We start from the raw sequence: 22,034 nt of genomic DNA on the forward strand, positions 1-22,034 counted from the left end.
TGTAAAAAGAGCCGCTCCGATGAGCGGTTTTTTTTCGCCCTGATTTTCAGCCGGCTCCCCTCGCCTTGTGCCGGGACGAAAAAAAGGCCCTGGAAACCAGGGCCTTGATATGCGGCAGCTTACTTATGCATAACTTTATGCATAACTGCGCAGGCGCAAGGAGAAGTCCTGCAGCGACTGGATACCCGACGCTTCGGCGCGCGCGCACCAGTCTTGCAGCTTTTGCAGCAATTGCTCGCGCGTAAAGTGCGAGCGCTCCCAGATGGCGCCCAGTTCCACGCGCATGTGGTGCATGGTTTCCAGCGCCTTGCTGTGCTGGAACAGTTCCGACAGTTGCTCGTGGTGTGCATCGGCCAGCTTGCCCGGCTCGCGCTGCATCAGCTTGCGCGACGATTTCAGGAAGCGCTTTTCCAGCTCGGCCTTGTGCTTCAGGTGTTCCAGCTCTTCCTTCCAGGCATGCTTGATCGATTTCGCATACTTGGCCATCACGTCGTAGCGGTTGGCGATGACCGATTGCAAGGTCTCGAAGTCCGCTTCCAGCTTGCCGTGCGAGAACTTCGGTTCCGGCGCCAGCTTTTTCACCTTGGCCAGGCCCAGCATTTCCAGCGCGCGGATGTACGCCCAGCCGATATCGATTTCATACCATTTCGACGACAGCTTGGCCGACGTCGCATACGTATGGTGATTGTTGTGCAACTCTTCGCCGCCGATCAGGATGCCGAACGGAATGATGTTGGTGGCCGCATCGGCGCAGTCGTAGTTGCGGTAGCCCCAGTAGTGGCCGATGCCGTTGATGATGCCGGCCGCCGTGATGGGGATCCACATCATTTGCACAGCCCACACGGAAATGCCGATCACGCCGAACAACACGAAATTGATGACGAACAGCGACACCACGCCCAGCCAGCTGTACTTGGTGTACAGGTTGCGCTCGATCCAGTCCGTCGGCGTGCCGTGGCCATACTTGGCCATGGTTTCCATGTTCTTCGATTCAGCGCGGTACAGCTCGGCGCCTTCCCAGAACACTTTCTTGATGCCGCGCGTCACGGGGCTGTGCGGATCTTCTTCCGTATCGCACTTGGCATGGTGCTTGCGGTGGATGGCCGCCCATTCCTTGGTGACCTGGCCCGTCGTCAGCCACAGCCAGAAGCGGAAGAAATGGCTGGGGAGCGCGTGCAATTCCAGCGCCCGGTGGGCCTGGTGGCGGTGCAGGTAAATCGTGACGCTGGCGATCGTGATATGCGTGACCACCATGGTGTACAGGAAAACTTGCCATGCGGACAGATCGGTAATGCCAGTTGCCATGAACTGCAAAACGTCGTGTAAAACGGAACTCAATGTCATTACTGCTACTCCAAGTGGACAGGGCGTGCGCACGGTCGCTCCAGTGACTCTGGAGGTCCGGCAGAGTTAATTTTAGGCGTGATTGTACGCCCTAATGGGTGCTATCAGGCAAAAACGGAGGCAGGCAGCTAGGTTAAGGCTGGGTGCCGGATGGCGGGGACTCACCGTCTGCAGCGCTGGCGAGCGGGGCAGGAGGCGTACCAACAATACGCAATTCGCGTTGCGGAAACGGTACAGTGACCTTATGTTCCTGCAAGGTGCGCCAGATGGCGCGGTTCACATTCGACTTCACGCCGCCCGTGCCGTTTTCCGGATCCGCGATCCAGAAGCCGATCTGCACGTCGAGGCCGTCGGCGCCGAAACGCACGAGCGTCGCCGAGGGCGGATTGCTTTGCGACACACGCGGCACCTTGGCCGTTGCCGCTTCCAGCAAGGGGAAGATCACATCGAGATCCGTTTCATAGCCCACCGACACGGCCGTCGACAGCCAGACCATGCGGTTGCTCAGCGACATGTTTTGCACGCCGCCGGAAATCAGCATTTCATTCGGCACGATGGATTCAACCCCATCGCCACCCAATAACACAGTATAGCGCGTATTGATCTGCGTGACCTTGCCCGTGAATTGACCCACCGTGATCATGTCGCCGATGGTGAGGCTGCGGTCGAGCAGGATGATGAAGCCGGAGACGAAGTTCGCGGCGATCTTTTGCAAGCCGAAGCCCAGCGCCACGCCGAAGGCGCCGCCGAACACGGACAGCACCGTCAAGTCGATGCCCACCAGCGACAGGCTGACCAGCACGGAAACGAGAATCAGCACGGCGCGCCCCATGCGCGACAGCACCACGCGCAGGGAAGTGTGCAAGCCCTGCATTTTCATCAGGCGCTCGTCGAGCGAGGTGCCGGCCCACATGGCCAGCACCAGCAGCACGGCGACGGAAATAGCGGCTTGCAGGATGGCAGCCACCGACACCTTGTTGCGTCCCAGCGGCACGACGATGCTTTCCAGGAAGGTATGCAGTTCCGGCCACAGGCCCGTGATGTACAGGGCCATGCCGGCCCACACCACCACCGTGAAAATCTTTTCCAGCAACAACATGGTGGGACTGATGTCGCCATGACGGGCAAAAATGCGGCGCAGCACATAAAAGCCGAAGCGCACCAGCGCCATCGACGTGCACAGGGGGATGGCAATGCTGAGCAGGTTCACCGACTGGAACTTGGCCAGGAAATGTTGCGCAATGCCCAGCAGCATGGCCGCCAGGACGGGCGTCAAAATGCGGATGAAACTGTCCGTGCGCTGCAAGGTTTCCGGCGTGGCGGGCGTGGCCGCCGCTTCCGCCCGCTTATGCAGGAACACGCGCAACTGCCGCACCAGCAGCCAGCTCAGGGCCAGGCAGGCAAGGATGACCAGCGCCTGCCACAGGATGGCCGGTTGGCGGAAATCATTGACAAAATCAGTGATCAGATTGAGCAGCGGGGTTTCATTCATGGCGGATGCGGTCCGGAAGGTGGGACGAAGATGGTACGGATGGGGAGTGATCCCATGCCGCCAGGCGGGCTGGCGGCATTGAAGGGCGCCGCTGCAGGGTGCAGCGGCGACCCGTGACAGGCTTACTCGGCTGGTTCAGCGTCAACGTCGTCGGCCGGCTTTTCATCGGCGTAGACTTTTTTCGGCATGACCTTGCGCTCGAACACGGCGGCGAAGAAGCCGTCCGTCTGGTGCAGGTGCGGCAGAAGTTTCAGGTAGTCGCCCATTTCCAGCTCGATCTTCTGTTCGGCCAGCACCTTGCTCATCGGCACCAGGGTGAAGTCGGGGTTGGCCGCCAGGAATTGCTCGGCGATCTGATCGTTTTCTTCGTTCAGGAAGCTGCAGGTGGCGTACACCAGGCGGCCGCCGCCCTTGACCAGGCGCGCCGCGCCGGCCAGGATGGCTGCCTGCTTGGCTTGCAGCTCGACGATGGAGTTCGGCTGCTGGCGCCATTTGACGTCCGGATTGCGGCGCAGGGTGCCCAGGCCGCTGCACGGGGCATCGACCAGCACGCGGTCGATCTTGCCGGCCAGGCGCTTGATCTTGGCATCGCGCTCATGCGCGATCTGCACCGGATGCACGTTCGACAGGCCGCTGCGGGCCATGCGCGGCTTGAGCTTGGCCAGACGCTTTTCCGATACGTCGAACGCGTACAAGCGGCCCGTGTTGCGCATCAGCGCGCCCAATGCGAGCGTCTTGCCGCCCGCGCCGGCACAGAAATCGACCACCATCTCGCCGCGCTTGGCGCCGACGATCTGCGACAGGATCTGGCTGCCCTCATCCTGCACTTCGATGGCGCCGCTCTGGAACAATGGCAGGTTTTGCAGCGATGGCTTCTTGATCACGCGCAAACCCAGCGGCGCAAACGGCGTCGGCGTGCTGAGAATCGGCGCTTCGGCCAGGGCCAGCATCACGTCTTCGCGCGTGGCCTTGAGCGAATTGACGCGCAAGTCCAGCGGCGCCGGCGCGTTCAGCGCATCGGCCAGCTTCATGGTTTCCGCTTCGCCGAACTGGGCGATCAGCTTGTTGAACAGCCAGGTCGGCATATTGGCGCGCATGTTCGCCGGCATCAGGCTGCGGTCGATCTGCGTGATGCGTTCCAGCCATTCCACTTCTTCTTCCGTCAGGCCGCCCAAGGAGTCGGCGCCCACGGCTTCGGCCAGGCCGAGGATGGTCAGGCGGCGCATGGTCGGGCCGCTGCCCGCTTCGGCGAAGTCCGTGAAGAACGATTTATTGCGCAGCACGGCATAAATGCCTTCGGCGATGGCGCCGCGTTCGCGCGAACCGAGGCGCGGATGGTCGCGGAAATAGCGCGACAGGGTGGTGTCGGCCGGGGCCGTGAAACGTAAAATTTCGCGCAACACTTCTTCAGCATTGGCAAGTATCGCTGGTGGCAATCTCATTGTTATTCTTCCTGTAATATTTTATTGAGGGTCCACGCGGACCTGGCCATGCTCGACCGACAGTTTATCGTCAATGAACAGGCGGATGGCGCGCGGGTAAAGCAGATGTTCCTGTACCAGCACGCGCGCCGATAAGCTGTCTTCTGTGTCGCCCGGCAAGACGGGGACTTTCGCGCTCGCCACGGCCGGGCCATGATCGAGCTCGGCAGTTACGAAATGCACGGTCGCGCCGTGTTCCGTCACGCCCGCCTCGAGCGCCTGGCGGTGCGTCGCCATGCCCGGGAACAAAGGCAGCAGCGACGGGTGGATATTGAGCATGCGCCCCGCGTAATGCTCGACGAAGGGCGGCGTCAGGATGCGCATGAAACCGGCCAGCACGACCAGGTCGGGGGTGTAGCCGTCGATCACGGCTTGCAGCGCCGCATCGAACTGTTCGCGACTGGCATAATCCTTGTTGGCAACGACTGCCGTCGCTATCCCATGTTCCGCGGCAAAAACCAGTCCCTGGGCATCGGCCCGGTTACTGATGACGGCGGCAATACGGGCTGGCCATTGCTCGGCTTGCGCCGCGCGCACGACCGCTTCCATGTTGCTGCCGCGTCCGGAAATGAGGATAACGATATTTTTCATAGCGCGCATTGTACCCGCTATGGCGATGCGAACCAAGAAAGGCCGCTATTATTGTTGCGGCGCAACATAGCGACCGGGCCGCCGCCGCTGCCCGATTACGCCGCCCGATCAGGGCATGAAAGGCTGGTTTGGCGCCTCCGCGGCGTGAGTAGGTGCTTACTCGAACGAATAGAAGACGCGGAACGGGACTTTTTTCTCGGCCCAGTAGTCGGCCGCGTCGCGGAACACGTCGAGCAGGATCTCGCGCGCTTCCTTGTCAAATTTTTGCGTATTTGGCAATTGCTCAAGCACCACCAGGAAGCCCGTCTGCGTGCCCGCCTTGAACATGGTGTCCGTCAGGCACAGGCGCAGGGCATCGAAATTCTTCGCCAGGTTTTTCGGAAACAGGAAGGCTTCCGCAATAATGCCGATGACTTGTTGTTTGGTCTGTCCAGCGTTGCAATGCGCATATAAAAAGTGCTGCCCGAGACGGATCGCCTCGTCTTGTAATTCGGTCACGCGAAAGGCACGGATGGACTGGACAAGGTTGGGCGGCACGGTTAGTAACAAACTCATTTTTCCCTCAAATCGACCTGTTATGTATGGATTTTTTCTAGCTGCTCTTCTTATTGCATCCCCGCACGCGGGTCAATGCGCACGCGGTGATTCGATCTGTATCAACTTTTATGCGATTCAGTGCGATTTTATATAAGCCATACGCGTATTAGGGTAACGTGTTGTCCTGCATGAATCAACCCGAATATGATGTCAAACGCAAGATTTGTTACAAACCGCTGGTTTCAAGTCACTTCAACATCTTGTATCGATTGAAAGTGCATGTTACAGACTGTGGGGCAAGGGGCTTGGGCTGTTACATTTTGTTGCCATGCGAAACACTTGCCCCGCTCTGGCGGGATTACTATAGTCCCAAGTTGTAAAAAATACCCTGAAAGATTCTCTAGATAACGAGGTTACAAATGAACTTGCAAGCCAAATTGATGTTGTCAGCCGTTTGTCTCGGCACATTGTCACTCGCCCAGGCCGCCGACTTTGAAGATTTCGGCAAGGTCGTACGCGTCGTGCCGCAAGTGGAACAGATCAATCGTCCACGCCAGGAATGCCGTACGGAATACGTGCAAGTCCAGGCACCGCCGCAACAGCGCAGCGCTGGCGGCTCCATCGTCGGCGGTATCGCCGGCGCCCTGCTCGGCAGCCAGGTCGGTGGCGGCAATGGCCGCACGGCAGCAGCAGCGGCGGGCGCGATCGCCGGCGCCGTCGTGGGCGACCGTGTCGACAACCAGAACAACTACCAGGGCGGCATGCAGGAACAAGCCGTCAAGCAATGCCGTCAGGTCGACCACTGGGAATCGCGCAACAATGGCTACCAGGTCACCTACGACTACCGCGGCCGCAACTACACGAGCATCATGTCCTACGATCCGGGCGAGCGCATCCGTCTGCGCGTCTCGATTGAACCAGCACAGCAGTAACGCTTGACATAAGCTGCTGCGCGTCGGCATAGGCGGCCTGCGATGCTCACCGGCTCGGCGCCCCCGTACTAAGCACGGTTGCGCTTCTCGGCCACCTCTGCCTTCCGCTCGCGACGCTTCTGTCAGGCGTTCTTACTCAGTATGAAAATGCCGGCCCCATGTCGTTCTCATGGGGCCGGCATTTTTTATGGCGCTCCGGCACGGGCTATAATGCGGCACACTTTCAGGCCGCCTTATGCTTATCAAACGAAAATCCATCGAACAAGTCGAATCCTCGCGCCCTGCGCGCAAGCCCCGCTACGCCCCTGTCACGCTGTCGGAAATGGATGGCGTGCGTTATCTGCATTTCGGCACGGAATGGGTGCAGGGCGCCATGCGCATCCGCAAGCCGGACTGGCCGGAACTCGAATATGCGCAGCAGATGATGGCGTGGATGCTGTGGATCGAGCAGCCGCAGCGCATCGCCCAGCTGGGCCTGGGCACGGCCGCGCTGACGAAATTTTGCTACCGTCAGTTTCCGCAGGCACAGGTCGAGGCCATCGAACTCAATCCTTCCGTCATCACCATCTGCGCCTCGATGTTCAAGCTGCCGCCCAACGACGAGCGTCTGCACGTGCGCGAGATGGATGCGCTCGACTACGTCAACGATGAAGCCAACCACGGCACCCTGGACGCCTTGCAAGTGGACCTGTACGACGCCACGGCACGCGGTCCCGTGCTCGACAGCGCCGATTTCTATGCCGCCTGCTGCGCTTGCCTGGCGCCGCACGGCATCATGACGGTCAACCTGTTCGGCGACCATCCCAGCTACGCAAAGAACATCAAGGCGATGAAGTTTGCGTTTGCACAGGTGATCTGCCTGCCGGAAGTCCATGATGGGAACGTGGTGGCGATCGCATTCAAGACGAAAGTGGCACTCGATGCCGAAGCGCAAGCCGCCCTGCTCGAGCGCGCCAAGCAGATCGTCGCCGAGACGAAGCTGCCCGCCAAGTCCTGGGTCAAGGGCATCGCCAGCACCCTGTAAGCGCCGGCATTCCCAGGCTAGGCCGGCAGTCCTGAAAGACGCCGGCCATGCCCGCTTCCCCGCCTCCCTCTCCCATCTCGCCCGACACGCCACTGGAACTGCCGCAACTGCTGGCCTGGCTGCAGGCAGACGGCTTGCTCGACGCAGCGCAAGCGGCCGCCATCGCCACCCAGGCCGCCCTGCTGCCGGCGCCCGCCTTGCATCCGCTGTGCAGCATCGCCCACGGCGCACTGACGCTCGATACCCTGTGCGCGTGGCTGGCACAACGCGCAAGCTTGCCGTATCTGCGCATCGATCCCCTGCACATCGATTTCAGCCAGGTGGCCGACGTCATGACGGCCGGCTATGCGGCCCGCTTCAACATCCTGCCAGTGGAAAGCACGCTTGACCGCATCGTCATCGCCACGGCCCAGCCCTACGCGCTCGCTTGGCAGGCGCAGCTGGGCAACCTGGCGCCGCGCAAGCTGAGCCTGGTCATCGCCAACCCGCTGCACATCGCCGACGCCATCGCGCAATTTTTCAGCCTGGCCACCTCCGTCAAGGTGGCCAGGCAAGCGTCCACGCAAGACCTCGCGCTGCGCCACAATTTCGAGCAGCTGGTGGAACTGGGGCGCAACAAGACCAGCCTCGACGCCAACGACCAGCACGTGGTGCGCATCGTCGACTGGCTGTGGCAATACGCGTTCGCCCAGCGCGCGTCCGACATCCACCTGGAACCGAAGCGCGACGCGGGCCTCGTGCGCCTGCGCATCGACGGCCGCCTGCACCAGGCCTATCAATTGCCGCCCGTCGTCATGCTGGCCATGACGGCGCGCATCAAGTTGCTCGGGCGCATGGATGTGGTGGAAAAGCGCCGCCCCCAGGATGGCCGCATCAAGACGCGCAATGCGCAAGGGCAGGAAATCGAGCTGCGCCTGTCGACCTTGCCCACGGCCTTCGGCGAAAAGCTCGTCATGCGCATCTTCGATCCGGAAGTGGCCGTCAAGAGTCTCGCCGAACTGGGCTTTCCGCCCGCGGACGCCGAACGCTGGCGCCAGCTGACGGCGCGCACGCACGGCATCGTGCTGGTGACGGGCCCCACGGGCTCGGGCAAGACCAGCACCCTGTACAGCACGTTGAAGGCGCTGGCCGGCAGCGAAGTCAATGTGTGTACGGTGGAAGACCCCATCGAAATGGTCGAGCCGGCCTTCAACCAGATGCAGGTGCAAACCCAGGCCGGCATCGAACTGTCGTTTGCCGACGGCGTGCGGGCGCTGATGCGGCAAGATCCCGACATCATCATGGTCGGCGAGATCCGCGACCTGGCCACGGCCGAGATGGCCATCCAGGCGGCGCTGACGGGCCACTTGGTGCTGTCGACCCTGCATACCAACGACGCGCCCTCGGCCGTCATGCGCCTGCTGGAACTGGGCTTGCCCGCCTATCTGCTGGAAGCGTGCCTGATCGGCGTGCTGGCGCAGCGCCTGCTGCACTGCCTGTGTCCGGCCTGCAAACAGCCGGGCGGCGCCCCGGACGACGCGTCATGGCAGCGCCTGACGGGCGGCCAGCTGGAACGGCCCCATGCCATGTACCGCCCCGTCGGCTGCGCCCAGTGCCGGCACAGCGGCTACCTGGGCCGGGCCGGCATCTATGAACTGCTGAGCGTGACGGAAACGTTCGGCCAGCTCATCAAGGCGGGCGCCGACCTGCACGCCTTGCGCCGCCAGAGCATCCTCGACGGCATGACGCCGCTGCGCCTCGCCGGCGCGCGCAAGATCATCGATGGCACGACCAGCATCGACGAAGTGCTGAAGCTCACGGCCGCCCTGCATTAAGCCATCTTCATTTTCGTGCAGGAATGCTTTGCATTCTTTTTCAACTGATATATAATGCGGCCTCTTTCGGGTCGTTAGCTCAGCTGGTAGAGCAGCGGACTTTTAATCCGTTGGTCGCAGGTTCGAATCCCGCACGGCCTACCACGAATACAGCAGTACAGATCAGGGTTAGCAAACTATCGTTTGCTAACCCTTTTTTGCGTCTTTATCCGTGATATTGCCCACATGGGGGAAATGTGCCCCGGTCACCGCCAAGTGCAGAAACTCTCCCGGCACTGCCTTAACCCATGTTTCTAAAGGACGGACAAGCAAGCATTGAGCCGCGCCTTGCGCAACACTCCCAAACCCGTGAGGAAATAAGACGCATGCCCATGGCAATGGCGCGCCACCGCGATGCCAACGTGCTCGTTGCAAATACAGCACGCGCTTCCTCCCCTCCAGCATATCCAGCTCGCCAGCTTCAACGATGCCATACAGGCAATGCGTCGAGAATGCCATTACTTGTAAAAAAGAAAATAAATAAAGGAAATTAATTATTGGCAACTAAATGCTATTCAAACAATTTAAAATAAGCAATAATGCCTCTCTCTTAATGATTACCTCCGACAAAAATGGCGTCCGTTCTTTTCAGGTACAGCATTTCGCGCGCACTGGCATACTTGCTCGCAACCACATTAATGGCTGGCTGTGGCGGCGGTGGTAGCCCAAGCGGTGGAGGCGACGGAAGCAGCGGCGTTGCCCCTCCGGTGCCAGTTACCCCGACGCCCACGCCAACATTGACATTCAGCGTGCCGACGGCCGCCGCTACCGCCGATGAGGGGAGCACGAAGGCATTGTCATTGCTAGCGACTGTGAACACGCCATCGGAATTTCAAAATGTAAACAGTGTGTTCGCCTACGTCATCGATACGACAGGCGTGATACTGCCGGAGGTACAATTTTCCCAGCTAAGCCCAGGCAGTTACAGCATTCTGCTCCAGACTGCGCCGACGCTGCCCATCGGAAAACATACAGGCACTTTTTCAGTCAAAGTTTGCAAGGATGCCGCTTGTACGCAACACTTCCCCGGTTCGCCGATGCAGTTGCCATATGCGATCACTGTCGTGCCGATACCCTTGTCACCAATGACAGTGGCGCCACTTGGCCTTCTCAACGCGACCATTTCTGAGGGAAATCCGGCGCCAGCGCCCGTCACTGTCAACGTCAGCGCGAAAAGTCGCACATGGACTGTGAACACGAACGCGGCATGGATCAAGCTCTCGACGGCAGCAGGTCACGGCGTCAGCTCGTTTACTGTCGGCTACGATGTTTCCGCGCTGACATTTGGCGTCCAGACAGGCACTATCGTAGTCACAAGCAGCGACGGGCAAATCGCCTCGCTGCCTGTCAGTGCCGAATTGCTGCCTGCCGCTTTTTCCATTGATCACGGCCAGATTACCTTCAATGGCATCAACGGCGCTCCCATTGCGGCAGCGCCCGTTAAATTTACGGCACCTAACCTAGCGGCGAACTGGAAAGCCACCGCCAGCGCGGCATGGCTAGGAGTGACCCCGACGAGCGGCACCACACCTGCCATTGCATCGGTATATGTCGACCCGGCGAACGGCAAGCTTGCCAGCGGCCGACACGATGCAATGTTAACGATTACCGCACCGAACGTCAGCGACAGCAAAGTTCCTGTCACGCTGAACTTGACGAAAGCCACCTTAACGTCCTCGATTGACAGCATCACGCTGGGAGGACCTTATGGCCGCTCGCCTGCGTCGACAGCAAACCTGACGCTGAATCTCAACACCATGGCGAACGCTTATCCCTGGTCGTTCTCGGCACTGCCTGCATGGCTAGGCGCGAGCGCTACCAGCGGTACGGTGAATCAGGCTGGCAGCAGCATTGTGTTTTCGCAAATCGGCGCCAACCAGCCCATCGGAACCAGTGCCACGACCTTGACCGCAAGCACGCAAGTCAATGGCGATACCATCTCGGTACCAGTCACCATCACCGCCCAGCGCGATACGCGCAAACTGCTGTTCTCGGAAGTCGGCGTCGGGCTGTCCTCCACCCCAGGCTGGTCACGCCTGTCGCGCAAGGTCACCGTGCGCGACAACTTCGGGCTAACTCCTGCATGGACTGCCAGTTCCGACAAGGCATGGCTGTCCGTGCAACGCAGCGGAAATGCGCTGACGCTGACGGCCGATCCATCCACTTTACCGGTCGACGCCATCAGCTATGCCACCGTCAGCCTGGCCAGCGAGAATGGTATTCAGACTTCAGAGCAGCTGCATGTTGCGATCTGGAAAGGAAGCGTCACGCCGGCCGTCACGACGAAATTGACGAAGTCCTACAGCCACCTCAAGACCGATCCGATCCGACCTTTGCTGTATGCAAACAACGGCACAGGCGATATCGATGTGTATAACATCTATTCCGCCACCCAAGTCGGCACCATCAGCAACCTCGGTGGCGCGATGGGAGACATGACCATCAGCCCGAATGGCCGGCATCTTTACACCTACGATACCGCCAATCGGAATATCATCGTCGTGGACCTGGCTACGCTGACGAAAAAAACCAGTTGGCCAATGGCAGCAGCAGTCCAGCAATCGTCGGCCTTGCTGGCCCTGCGGCCAAATGGCGTAGAGATTGTGGCAGCAGCCGACGGCAAGGCATACCTGGCCAGCACAGGCGCCGTGGCGGGCATGATCGGCAACGCCGACAGCATGGCAGCATCGAGCGACGGAAGCCGCCTCTACTTGCAAGATTCAGGCTATAGCCCGGCATCGGTAAGCGCAATTGTAGTTGACTACGCCGATATTGGTGGCGGTGCCCTGTTCAGCGCTTCGGCGGGCTCCGCCGGCTTCATCAACGGCGCATCGAATGGACAAGACATCGCGGTCAGCGCTGACGGCATGCGCCTGTATGTCGCGTCGGCTGCACCTTACCGCTGCAGCAGCGTAAAACCGTCGGACCTGAGCTTCATCGGCAGCCTCAGCGGCGGAGATGCCTACCCCAACAACGTCGAGGTGGGCAGCGATGATCGCGTTTACTGCGGCATCTCAGGCTGGTATTCGAGCGCCGACGTATGGGTGCACGACGCAAACGGCATGCTGCTCAAGAGTTTCAAGTTTGCCGGGTACGCGAGGAGCCTGATGACCCGCACCCTGGGTATTTCCGCTGATGGACTCATGATGGTGGGCCAGACAGACGACCCCCTGCTGGTATTTGTACCAGTAGGCCCATAAGGGGAGTGGCGGCGGAAATACTCCCTGCTTCGGCTGGTTGAGGTTCTTTTGAATATAGTATTCCTTGTCCATGGCAACGGGAACCATTAATCCCCTCCTGCCACGAAGACAGCAGTACGCACAGGGTTGGCAAACTAGCATTTTCCAGCCCTTTTTTGCGTAAATTCGACCAGAGACAAGCTGAGCGAAAGCAGTGCGTGACGGATGCGGAAAGAATCTCCCCGCGAGCAATGCAATCGTGCGCCGCCAGTGCCGATATACTGGCGCATCTGCTGACGATACGGAAAGACGCACTGTGAAACTTGCCACCCTGCTATCCCCCCTGCTGTGCTCTTTGTTGCTGCCAGCCCAGGCGCAAACGCCCATCGTGCTCGACGGCCAGTACAGCGCACGCACGGACGAGATGAGTCTGGAAATCATCGGCAACCGCGTCTGCTTCGCGCCCGACAAGGCGCAATGGGGCCGCTTGCCCCGCCCTGCCGCCACGCACGATGCATGGTTTTGTTTCAGCAACGATGCCCAGGCGCGCCGCCTGCTGCGCGTGCCCGCGCGCCAGGCCGACAATTGCGGCTGGCAAGCGCGTGCGCGCATCGTCATCGATACCTATCAACCGTACGTCGAGCAAGGCGACGGCAACGACATGGCGCGCCTGGCGTCAGTGGTCAAAGTGGCGCAGCCGAACGCCATCGCCTGCGAGTAGTCAGTTCAGTTCGATCAGTCCAGTTCATACTCCTGCAGATAACGGGCGAACAAGTCCCCATCGGCCAGCGGACACGCAAACCCCGCGCCCCAATCGGCCAGCAGCAACTGCTCTTTCAAGGGCAGCAGCAACAGTTGCGGCATGCCATCGCTGCACCACAGGTCGCACACGATACCCTGCTCGTCCAGGCCCGCAAACAGGGTTTCCGTCTTGTCGCCGCCAAAGGCCAGCACGTTCTTGCATTCCACGCGGTAACTGCTGTAGCCCGTGTAGACGGCGTCATACGGCGGCAAGGCATGGTCCAGCGCCAGGCGCAGTTGCTCGGCCGTCAGGCCCAGCGCGCGCAGTGGCGACGGTGGCGCTTTGATCACGTACATGTCCGTCCAGCCGGCGCCGCTGCGGTGCGCATCGGCGAACGCCTGCTGCTCGCCCATCTGCGTCAAGCAGTGCTGCAAATTATCCAGCGGCAGCAGTTCGATCATGCAATAGTCATCTTCGTGATAATACGCTTCGCGCATGCCTCAATTCCCCAGCAAATCTTGTAGTTGCGCATTACGCCGCGCCGTCAGCAGGCCGGCCCAGGTCTCGCTGGTGACGGACGGATAGCGCACGGCGCCAAAATTCATCCAGGCATCGCGGTACGCCAGCCACAGGCGCTGGGTGGCGCGGATGCCGTCCTTATCCACGGCACCCGCATAGGTGGACGCGGGCTTTTTCATCAGCTTGCCGTAGATGGCGTTGAGCTCCTTGTCGAGCGCCGCCGCCTGCGCCTTCGACATGCTGGCAGGCAGCTTGCCCGCTTCATATTCGCGCAAATCGTGTGCCAATAAGTCGAGCTCGGCCGTGCGGGCCGCGATGCTCTGGGCGGCGCGTGCCGTGCCGCTCAAGTCCGTTTCATTGGCCGCGCGCGCGTCGGCAAACTTGCTTGCGGCCGCCTGCAGATTTTGCAGCGACGCTTGCGCCACGGCAGGCATGCTTGCGCTGACCTTGCCTGTCGCCTGTGCGCGCACGCGCTGCTTTTGCCGCGCATCGATGGCGCTGCACACGCCCATCATGTAGCCGCTGGTAATGTCATCGCACAAGTCGATCATGCCGCGCCCGCTGGCATTGATCTGCTGCAAGTGTTCAATGCGGCCCCGCATCTCGGCCGGTGCCGCGTCGATGCTGCACGCATACTTGAGCGCCAGCAGCGGGTCTTTCTGCACGCCCTGTCCATTCTGGTACAGCATCATCAACACGGCGCTGTTCTGCGTTGCCATGGCGCAATGGCGTGCGGGACGCCAGTCGGCCGGCTTGGGCGAGGACATACTCTTGGTATCGTAATACAGGTCCGTCGCCTGGCATTGCTGCAAGGACGCCACGGCGGACGGCGCCGGCAGGTCGGCCGGCGGCGGCGCCGCATCCTTGACCTTCAGGCAGCCCGCATACCAGGCCGTGCTTTCCGCATGACCCACGCCCATGGCGCTGGTGTTCGGGTACGGTGCGGCGGCGGCGGCAAAAACCGGGGCCGCCAGCAGGCAGCTCGCGCCCAGCAATGCCGTTTTCAATAAGGGTAGACAAATTTTCATGTTCTATCAGCGCCAGCGTGAATAAAGCGGCAAGTTTAACTGATCAGCCAGGCTGCGCACGCCCGGTACACGCACATCGTGCCTGGTAAGTAACGGTTCATGGCCTTGGCAGCGGCCGAATCGATGGGCAATAATGTTGCCCGCTGTACTTTTTTCACTACCCGGACCACGCCCATGACCTCACCCCGTCTTTGCCGTTCCCTCGGCTCCCTGCTGATCGCAGCAGCCTGCGCCTCGCTGGCTCACGCCGCCGAGACCAAGGCCACGACCCCAGTTGCCGCCACGCAAACGCAAGCCAGACACGCCATCACGCATGAAGACGTGTGGCTGATGAAACGGGTGGGCGCGCCCGTCGCCAGCCCGGACGGGCGCTGGGCCGTGTTTTCCGTGGTCGACAGCGCCTACGATAGCAAGGAACAATCGTCGGATCTGTGGGTCAAGTCCCTGCTTGATGACAGCCCCGCGCGTCGCCTGACGTATTCCAAGGGCGGCGAAAGCGCCGTGGCCTGGTCGCCGGACAGCCGCCAGCTGGTGTTTGTCGCCAAGCGCGACGGCGATGAAGCGGGACAGATCTACCGCCTCGACGTGGCCGCCGGCGGCGAAGCGCAGCGCCTGACCTCGCTCACCCTGGGCGCGCGCATGCCGAAATGGAGCCCGGACGGCAAGCAATTGCTGTTCATCAGCGACATCTATCCAGGCAACAAGACGGAGGCCGACGTCAAGCAAAGCGCGAAAGAGCGCAAGGACCGCAAAGTCAGTGCCCGTTCATATGAAACGACGGCGCCGCGCTATTTCGACAAATGGCTGACGGACAAGCAGGTACGCCTGTTCATCGTCGATGCGCAACCTGAATCGAAAGGTGAAAACACGCCGCGCGACATCCTGTCGGGCACGCAACTGGTGGCGCTGCCCGGCTTTGGCGGCGGCCAGGGCGACGAGGGACAATCCTTGGACGCCGTCTGGACGCCGGACGGCAAGGCCGTCGTCTTCAACGCGGCCACCAACCGCGACGCGGCCCAGCGCGAAGCCGTGGTTTCGCAACTGTATCTGCTGCCCGTGGCGGGCGGCGAAGCGCAGCGTTTGACGCAGGATAAACATAGCTACGGTTCCCTGAAATTTGCGGCCGACGGCAAGACCCTGTTCGCCTTGAGCGACGCGCAAACGCCCGGTAAAGTGTATGACGTGAAACGCCTGGCCAGCTTCGCCTGGCCGATGAGCAATCCTGCGCCAACCATCCTGACGGCCAAGCTGGACCGCTCGATTTCCCGCTACGTGCTGCCCGAAGGCGGCAAGCGCGTCATCTTCAGCTATGAACATGCGGGCCTGGAAAAGCTGTACTCGATCGATGTCAAAGGCGGCGACGTGCGCGAAGAGCCATCCTTGTCGACGGGCACCATCAACTCGCTGAGCAGCGGCGGCAAGGCCCTCGTCGGCGTGTGGGAGTCGTCCATCAACCCGCCGGAAATCTATGCCTTCAACGGCAAGCAGCCGAAACGGCTGACGGCTTTCAATACGGACAAGGCAGACAAGATCGACTGGCAGGCGCCCGAGCACTTCTGGTTCACCACGGCCGACGGCCGCCGTATCCACAATATGCTCGTCAAGCCCGCGAATTTCGACCCGAACAAGAAATACCCGCTGTTTACCGTCATCCACGGCGGCGCGGCCAGCATGTGGCGCGACCAGTTCGTGCTGCGCTGGAACTATCACTTGCTGGCCAAGCCAGGCTACGTTGTCTTGCTGACCGACTACAAGGGTTCCACCGGCTATGGCGAGGAATTCTCGCGCTCGATCCAGTTCGACCCATTGAAAGGTCCGGGCGATGAAGTCAACCAGGGCGTCGATGAAGCCATCAAGAAATACCCGTTCATCGACAGCACGAAACTGGCCGCCGGCGGCGCCAGCTATGGCGGCCACCTGGCCAACTGGCTGCAGGCAACCACCACGCGCTACAAGGCCATCGTTTCGCACGCGGGCGAAATGGATTTGATCATGCAGTGGGGCACCAGCGATGGCGGCTTCGGCCGTGAAACGAATGCGGGCGGTCCCGTCTGGTCGAACCTGCCCGTGTGGCGCGACCAAAGCCCCGTCATGCAAGCGGGCAACCACGAAAAAGGCACGGGTTTTACCACCCCCATCCTGATCACCGTGGGCGAGCTCGACTACCGCGTGCCGGCCAACAATGCCTTGATGAACTTTGCCGTGCAACAACGCCTGAACGTGCCGGCGAAATTGCTGGTGTTCCCGGACGAAAACCACTGGATTTTGAAGGGCGAGAACAGCCGTTTCTTCTACAGCGAAGTCGAGGGCTGGCTCGCCAAATACCTTAAATAAATCCTGAAACGTTCTTGAAATGAAAAGCCAGGCTCCGCATATGCGGGCCTGGCTTTTTTTCATGCGGGCTGGACGGCGGCCACGGCCGCCTTCTGCCGCTGGATCGCCAGCACCATTAACGCGGCGACGAGGCAGGCGGCGCCGGCCGCGAACAGGGCCGGATTGTAGGTCAGCATCAGGGTGCGGATGCGGCCCGCGCCGTACGCGGCCACGGCGGCGCCCAGCTGGTGGCCCGCGAAGATCCAGCCGAACACCATGCCCGCCCGCTCCCGGCCAAACGTGGCGCCCACCAGTTTCACGGTCGGCGGCACAGTGGCGATCCAGTCCAGGCCGTAAAACATGGCAAACAGGGACAGGCCGTACAGGGTGAATTCCGAATACGGCAGCCAGAACAGGGACAGCCCCCGCAAGCCGTAGTACCAGAACAGCAGTTTGCGGTTGTCATAGCGGTCCGACAGCCAGCCGGACAAGATCGTGCCGAACAGGTCGAACGCCCCCATCATCGCCAGCACGGAGGCGGCCGGCACGGCGGACAGGCCCGAGTCGCCGCACAGGGAAATGAAGTGCGTCTGGATCAGGCCGTTGGTGCTGAGGCCGCAGATGAAGAAGGTGCCGAACAGTATCCAGAAGGTGCGATTGGAAGCCACGCTGCGCAGGATCAAAAAAGGTGTGGCGAACGTCATTTTTGCGGCCACTGGCGCCGTCAGCGGCGTGGCCGGATCGGCGCCGTAGGGCCGCAAGGCCACGTCCTGCGGCCGGTTGCGCATGCACAGGAAGGCCAGCACGGCGACGATGGCGCAGCTGGCAAACACGGGCATGACGGCCGTGCGCCAGCCGAAATGCTCGATCAGCCAGGCGCCCACGGGCAGGAACAGCAGCTGGCCCGTGGCCGAGCTGGCCGTCAGCACGCCCACCACCAGGCCCCGGTGCGTCTCGAACCAGCGGTTGGCCACCACGGCGCTCAGGACCAGCGCCGTCATGCCCGAGCCCAGCCCCAGCAGGATGCCCCACAGGGCCACCAGGTGCCAGAAGTGCGTCATGCGCGTGGCCAGCAGCATGCCGCACGCGATCAGGCCCAAGGCCACGCAGATGATATTGCGCAAGCCGAAACGCTCCATCAGGATGGCGGCAAAGGGCCCCATCAAACCGAACAGCACGAAGCGCACGGCCAGCGCCGAGGAAATCTGCTCGGCATCCCAGCCGAATTCGCGGCTCAGGGGCTGCATCAGTGCGCCCGGCAAGCCCAGCGCGGCCGATGACGTCAGGGCCGTGAGGAAAGTAATGGCGACGATGACCCAGGCAAAGTGGATGCCGCGCCGCGCCAGCCATTGCGAAAAGGGAAGAGAAAGCATGCCGTCCTCATGAGAAAAAGTGGATGCCGAGCACCACTCGCCGGCCAGATTTTCCATGTTATATTACGTACATAATTTATACAAGCAAAAAAAACTGGAGCCACCCGCCCTCGGTATGCGGCTCCAGTTCCTGTGTCAATGCTTGTACACAGTGCGCTTACTTCACCTTCAAGCCATTCTTCACGTCTTTCACGCCTTCCACGCCACGGGCCAGGTCGGCGGCTTTCTTGACTTGCGCCTGGGAAGGCACGAAGCCGCTGAGCATGACGACGCCGTTGACCGTTTCCACGTGCACGTCAAGCGCTTTCAAGTCATTGTCCTTGACGAGGTCCGCCTTGATCTTGGTGGTGATGACGGAATCTTCCACGGCCACCTTGGTGCTGCCAGCCGCATTGCGCGCCACACAGGCGGCCTTGGCCGTCGCATCCATGGCGTCGCAATTCTCCTTCGTGGTGGCGGGCGGATTCTGCGCCACGTTGGTGCCGGCCTTGGCGCCCGTATTGGCGTCGGCCAGCGCGGCCGTTTTCGCCGCCTTGGCATCGTTCATGCACGTGGTCTTGTCGGCGCCCGTGCGGTCGCCGCACTTGGCCTTGGCCAGGTCATACTCGGCATTGGCGACATCCTTGCGGGCCTTGGTCAGCTCGCGCGGCGTGTTGCGGTATTGCGCCACGGCATCCGAATCGGCCTTGGCGCGCGCTACCCTGGCTTCTTCCACGCAGACTTTTTTCGCGTTGCCGCTCTGGCTGTCGCAGGCGGCCTTGGCCTGCTTGTAGTCGGCCGATGCCTTGTCCGTCAAACTCTTGTACGAGGCATCCTGCGCATACGCGGGCGCGGCGGCAAGCAGGGCGCTGGCACTGGCGGCCAGCATGAGTGCGATCATTTTGTTCATGATGGTTCCTCTCTGGTTAGTTGATGCCCAGATTAGACCCCTGCCGTGCGCAAAGCTCCGTGCGACAGCACACGCTGACAGTCCATTCGCTTAAAAATCACCGTTTATTTGTCGCCGCTCAAACCCATCCGCCACAATACTTGCGCCTGTTCAAATGGTGAAACGGCCCCATCAAATGCACCTGCGCCATCGGCCAGCGCCAGCCAGCCTTGCGTGGCGTGCGAACCGCCCGCGCCATCGCCGCCGGCGCGCACGCCGCGCATCCAGGCAAGCACATCCCGGTACTGCCCGGGGTGGCGTCCGTGCATCCAGGCCAGGGCCACCAGGTCCGCGTACCCTTCTTCGCGGCGCGTCTCGCGCAGCTCCCGCGCCAGCGGTGTCAACTGGCCGCGCTGCACGCTGCGCGGCTCGACAAACCCGCGTGGCAAGGCGTGCCAGTCGCCCTGTGCATAGCGCCGGCAATGTCCGATCTCATGCGCCGTCATCGCTTCGATCATCAAGCCGCGGCCCGCGGCCGGCACGCCCTGCAAGACACTGTCCGCCTGCGCATTGCCGCGCAAGGACAGCACCAGCTTGCAGCGCCCCCCTTCGTAGCCCAGCGCCAGCGGCACGGCACCGGGCGCATCCTGCGGCTGCACGATGATATCGATGGGCAAGCCCTGCGTACGTGCGTAATCGATGACGGGTTTTCCCGACTGCAGCCAACGGGTTTCCAGTTCGGTGAGCTGGGCGGCAGCCACGGCAGGCAAAGGAGAGAAAGCGATGAGCAAGCTCATCAACAAGAGCGGATTCAGCATGGGATCGGTGCGGAGAAGAGAGGATTTACCACTGCAGAGTAAGCGGTGAATACATTTCCACAAGGAAAAACTGGCAACTTTTCACAAATAAAGACGAAAAAAAACCGGCGCAGCAGCGCCGGCTGTTCACTCTGCCAATACGGCATCGGGTTTATTTCTTCGCCGCCTTGTCCAGCGCGCGGGCCGTGACGAATTCCGGACGGATATCGTTGGGCACGGCCTTCATCTTGTCGAGCGCCACCTGCACCTCAGGGCGGATGACCACGTATTTCGTCATCATCGCTTGCGCGCGCGCATAGTCGCCCGTCGCCTCGATGGTCAGGAATTCACGGTCCAGGTCGATCACGGCCTGCTTGATCTTGCCGAAATCGACGCCGAACCTGCCATCGCCCAGCGAGACAAAACCGCCCTTGTCGAGGATGTAATTCATCTGGATGGCCATGCCGCGCGCGTGCGAATCCGTCAGGCCGAAATGCAGGGTGCGGAAACCGGAGGCGAGGAAGGTGTTGTACAGCTTGCGCTCGGCCGCCTCGCCCTGGCCCAGGGTGTCGTTCAGCTGGCCCTTGTCCATCATGTAGCGCAGCGCGAACAGGCCCGTGATGTCGGCCTTGGCTTCCTCGATGGTGGAATAGGCTTCCTTCAGGTCCTGACGCGGCGTCGATGGCTTGCCGTCGACCACGGTGGCGTGCGGGCCCAGGCCGTGCATGATTTCATGCGCGAGGATGTGCGTGAAGAAGGAATTGAAATCGACGTCCTGCTGCGCTTCCGGGGTGAGCACCAACTTGGAGATAGGCGTCAGGGTGGCCTTGAACTTGGCCTCCTGCACGTTCTTCAGCATCACGCGCTTGGAGCCGCGCGCACTGATGATGCGCTCGTCATTGGGCAAGTTGTAGGCGGCCGTCTGCACGGCCATGTTGCCGTCGCCGGCGCCATACACCTGGTTGACCACCACCATCGGCGCCAGCGCGCCCACTTTCGGGTTGCGGTACTGGGCGTCGAGCGGCAGGTTGTCTTCCAGCTCCTGCATGTGCTTGGCGAAGAAGTTGAGCTTTTGCGTCTCGGCCTGGTCGCGGATGTTCACGTAGGCTTCGAACGCGGCCTTGTAGCCGAACAGCTCATCGTTATACGTTTCATACGGGCCGATGGTGATGTCGACGGGCGAATCGAGGTCCATCCAGGCGAAGTCGGACGGCAGATAGTCGTTGTCGAGGAAAGCCTTGGCGCGCAGGGTGAGGAATTTCTTCAGCGATGCATTGTCCGTGGCGGCCGCCGCTTCATCGAGCAATTTGGCCAGCTGTTTCAGCTCCACCTTGTATTCGTCCGAATACTTGACGGTCTGGTATTTGCCATCCTTGCCCGCGCGGATGGTGGTAAAAAACCATTGCGCCTGCTGCTTGTCCTCTGGCGACAAGCCATTCATCCACGTTTCCAGGCTGGCCTTGGTGGCGCCCTGCGGATAGAAGTTGCCCGCTTCCGGCTTGTGCGCAGGAATGGCGATGCCCGCATAGCTGGCCGGCATGAACGAGGCGTGCGCGTCGAGCACCGACCATGGCCCCTTGTTGATCCAGAAATAATTCAGGCGGGCCTGACCCAGGGCCGACTTGTCCTTCTTCAGGGCCGCCCACAGCGCTTCATTGCCGGACCAGCGCTGGCGCAACTGCAGCACGTCGACCAGCTTGGCCGCCTCGACCAGTTTGGCGATGGCCTGGCGGTCGCCCGCGGACAGGTGCGTGACGTCGGCCGTCAGCGCGACGGGGGCGTAACGGGCGCTCATGGCCGTCAGTTGTTGCGCGGTGGCCGGGGTGGCTGGCGTTGCGGCGCAGGCGCTGCCGACGGCGGCAGCCATCAGCAGGGGAATCAGGAGTTTTTTCATGGAGGTCTCGGTTGGATTTTTCTCAGACGCGGCTGGCGCGGATGGCGCGCTACCGCTTTCTTGCTCA

The 22,034-nt window shown here is 61.3% G+C and carries 17 protein-coding genes and 1 tRNA gene; 7 read left to right on the plus strand and 11 right to left on the minus strand.

Annotation, left to right across the window (positions count from 1 at the left end; translation table 11 throughout):
- Window positions 1-135: 135 nt before the first annotated feature.
- The 5 genes from AC1Q6X_RS16655 to AC1Q6X_RS16675 all read right to left on the minus strand — a co-directional run bounded on the left by AC1Q6X_RS16655 (window position 136) and on the right by AC1Q6X_RS16675 (window position 5,463).
- Window positions 136-1,305 carry a DesA family fatty acid desaturase gene (locus AC1Q6X_RS16655; RefSeq protein WP_492497847.1) on the minus strand — a complete coding sequence of 390 codons (1,170 nt, stop codon included), beginning with the start codon at window positions 1,303-1,305 and terminating at the stop codon, window positions 136-138.
- Between the two features lie 172 nt (window positions 1,306-1,477).
- On the minus strand, window positions 1,478-2,836 hold the full coding sequence (locus AC1Q6X_RS16660) for a mechanosensitive ion channel family protein (RefSeq protein WP_492401895.1): 1,359 nt from the start codon (window positions 2,834-2,836) through the stop codon (window positions 1,478-1,480).
- Window positions 2,837-2,958: 122 nt separating this feature from the next.
- A complete protein-coding gene (locus AC1Q6X_RS16665) occupies window positions 2,959-4,278 on the minus strand; it encodes an RsmB/NOP family class I SAM-dependent RNA methyltransferase (protein ID WP_492497848.1) in 1,320 nt (439 codons plus the stop codon).
- 21 nt (window positions 4,279-4,299) lie between these two features.
- A complete protein-coding gene (gene purN, locus AC1Q6X_RS16670; RefSeq protein WP_070289225.1) occupies window positions 4,300-4,908 on the minus strand; it encodes a phosphoribosylglycinamide formyltransferase in 609 nt (202 codons plus the stop codon).
- 156 nt (window positions 4,909-5,064) lie between these two features.
- On the minus strand, window positions 5,065-5,463 hold the full coding sequence (locus AC1Q6X_RS16675; RefSeq protein ID WP_034747450.1) for a barstar family protein: 399 nt from the start codon (window positions 5,461-5,463) through the stop codon (window positions 5,065-5,067).
- Between the two features lie 401 nt (window positions 5,464-5,864).
- On the opposite strand from AC1Q6X_RS16675, the gene AC1Q6X_RS16680 reads away from it, so the two are divergent.
- The 6 genes from AC1Q6X_RS16680 to AC1Q6X_RS16705 all read left to right on the plus strand — a co-directional run bounded on the left by AC1Q6X_RS16680 (window position 5,865) and on the right by AC1Q6X_RS16705 (window position 13,154).
- Entirely contained in the window at window positions 5,865-6,377 is a 513-nt protein-coding gene (locus AC1Q6X_RS16680) for a glycine zipper 2TM domain-containing protein (RefSeq protein WP_492497849.1), read from the plus strand.
- A 235-nt stretch (window positions 6,378-6,612) separates the two neighbouring features.
- A complete protein-coding gene (locus AC1Q6X_RS16685) occupies window positions 6,613-7,401 on the plus strand; it encodes a class I SAM-dependent methyltransferase (protein WP_230502510.1) in 789 nt (262 codons plus the stop codon).
- Between the two features lie 47 nt (window positions 7,402-7,448).
- Window positions 7,449-9,215: a GspE/PulE family protein gene (locus tag AC1Q6X_RS16690; protein WP_492497850.1), complete on the plus strand. Its 1,767-nt coding sequence runs from the start codon at window positions 7,449-7,451 to the stop codon at window positions 9,213-9,215.
- Between the two features lie 68 nt (window positions 9,216-9,283).
- Window positions 9,284-9,359, plus strand: a tRNA-Lys gene (locus AC1Q6X_RS16695).
- A 707-nt stretch (window positions 9,360-10,066) separates the two neighbouring features.
- Window positions 10,067-12,454, plus strand: coding sequence for a BACON domain-containing protein (locus tag AC1Q6X_RS16700; RefSeq protein ID WP_492497851.1), 2,388 nt, complete (start codon window positions 10,067-10,069; stop codon window positions 12,452-12,454).
- A gap of 295 nt (window positions 12,455-12,749) precedes the next feature.
- Window positions 12,750-13,154 (plus strand): hypothetical protein, encoded by a 405-nt coding sequence (locus AC1Q6X_RS16705; RefSeq protein WP_492497852.1) that lies wholly within the window; start codon window positions 12,750-12,752, stop codon window positions 13,152-13,154.
- A 14-nt stretch (window positions 13,155-13,168) separates the two neighbouring features.
- On the opposite strand, the gene AC1Q6X_RS16710 is transcribed toward AC1Q6X_RS16705, so the two are convergent.
- Together AC1Q6X_RS16710 and AC1Q6X_RS16715 are read right to left on the minus strand one after the other, a co-directional pair.
- Complete coding sequence (locus AC1Q6X_RS16710) at window positions 13,169-13,672, minus strand: hypothetical protein (RefSeq protein WP_492497853.1); 504 nt, start codon at window positions 13,670-13,672, stop codon at window positions 13,169-13,171.
- A 3-nt stretch (window positions 13,673-13,675) separates the two neighbouring features.
- On the minus strand, window positions 13,676-14,722 hold the full coding sequence (locus AC1Q6X_RS16715) for a lysozyme inhibitor LprI family protein (protein ID WP_492497854.1): 1,047 nt from the start codon (window positions 14,720-14,722) through the stop codon (window positions 13,676-13,678).
- 174 nt (window positions 14,723-14,896) lie between these two features.
- Here AC1Q6X_RS16715 and AC1Q6X_RS16720 point away from each other — a divergent pair, with 174 nt between their 5' ends.
- The gene (locus tag AC1Q6X_RS16720) at window positions 14,897-17,056 is read left to right on the plus strand and encodes a dipeptidyl-peptidase 5 (protein ID WP_492497855.1); all 2,160 of its coding nucleotides are present in this window, start codon (window positions 14,897-14,899) and stop codon (window positions 17,054-17,056) included.
- 59 nt (window positions 17,057-17,115) lie between these two features.
- Here AC1Q6X_RS16720 and AC1Q6X_RS16725 read toward each other — a convergent pair whose 3' ends face one another.
- The 4 genes from AC1Q6X_RS16725 to AC1Q6X_RS16740 form a co-directional block, all read right to left on the minus strand.
- The gene (locus AC1Q6X_RS16725) at window positions 17,116-18,408 is read right to left on the minus strand and encodes an MFS transporter (RefSeq protein WP_492497856.1); all 1,293 of its coding nucleotides are present in this window, start codon (window positions 18,406-18,408) and stop codon (window positions 17,116-17,118) included.
- 157 nt (window positions 18,409-18,565) lie between these two features.
- Window positions 18,566-19,297, minus strand: a complete 732-nt coding sequence (locus tag AC1Q6X_RS16730) for a BON domain-containing protein (RefSeq protein WP_492497857.1) — start codon at window positions 19,295-19,297, stop codon at window positions 18,566-18,568.
- A gap of 104 nt (window positions 19,298-19,401) precedes the next feature.
- Window positions 19,402-20,094 carry a hypothetical protein gene (locus tag AC1Q6X_RS16735; protein ID WP_492497858.1) on the minus strand — a complete coding sequence of 231 codons (693 nt, stop codon included), beginning with the start codon at window positions 20,092-20,094 and terminating at the stop codon, window positions 19,402-19,404.
- Between the two features lie 151 nt (window positions 20,095-20,245).
- Window positions 20,246-21,967 carry a dipeptidyl-peptidase 3 family protein gene (locus AC1Q6X_RS16740; RefSeq protein ID WP_492497859.1) on the minus strand — a complete coding sequence of 574 codons (1,722 nt, stop codon included), beginning with the start codon at window positions 21,965-21,967 and terminating at the stop codon, window positions 20,246-20,248.
- Window positions 21,968-22,034: the final 67 nt, after the last annotated feature.

It is taken from the genome of Janthinobacterium sp. GW823-FHT06H09 (assembly GCF_058794735.1).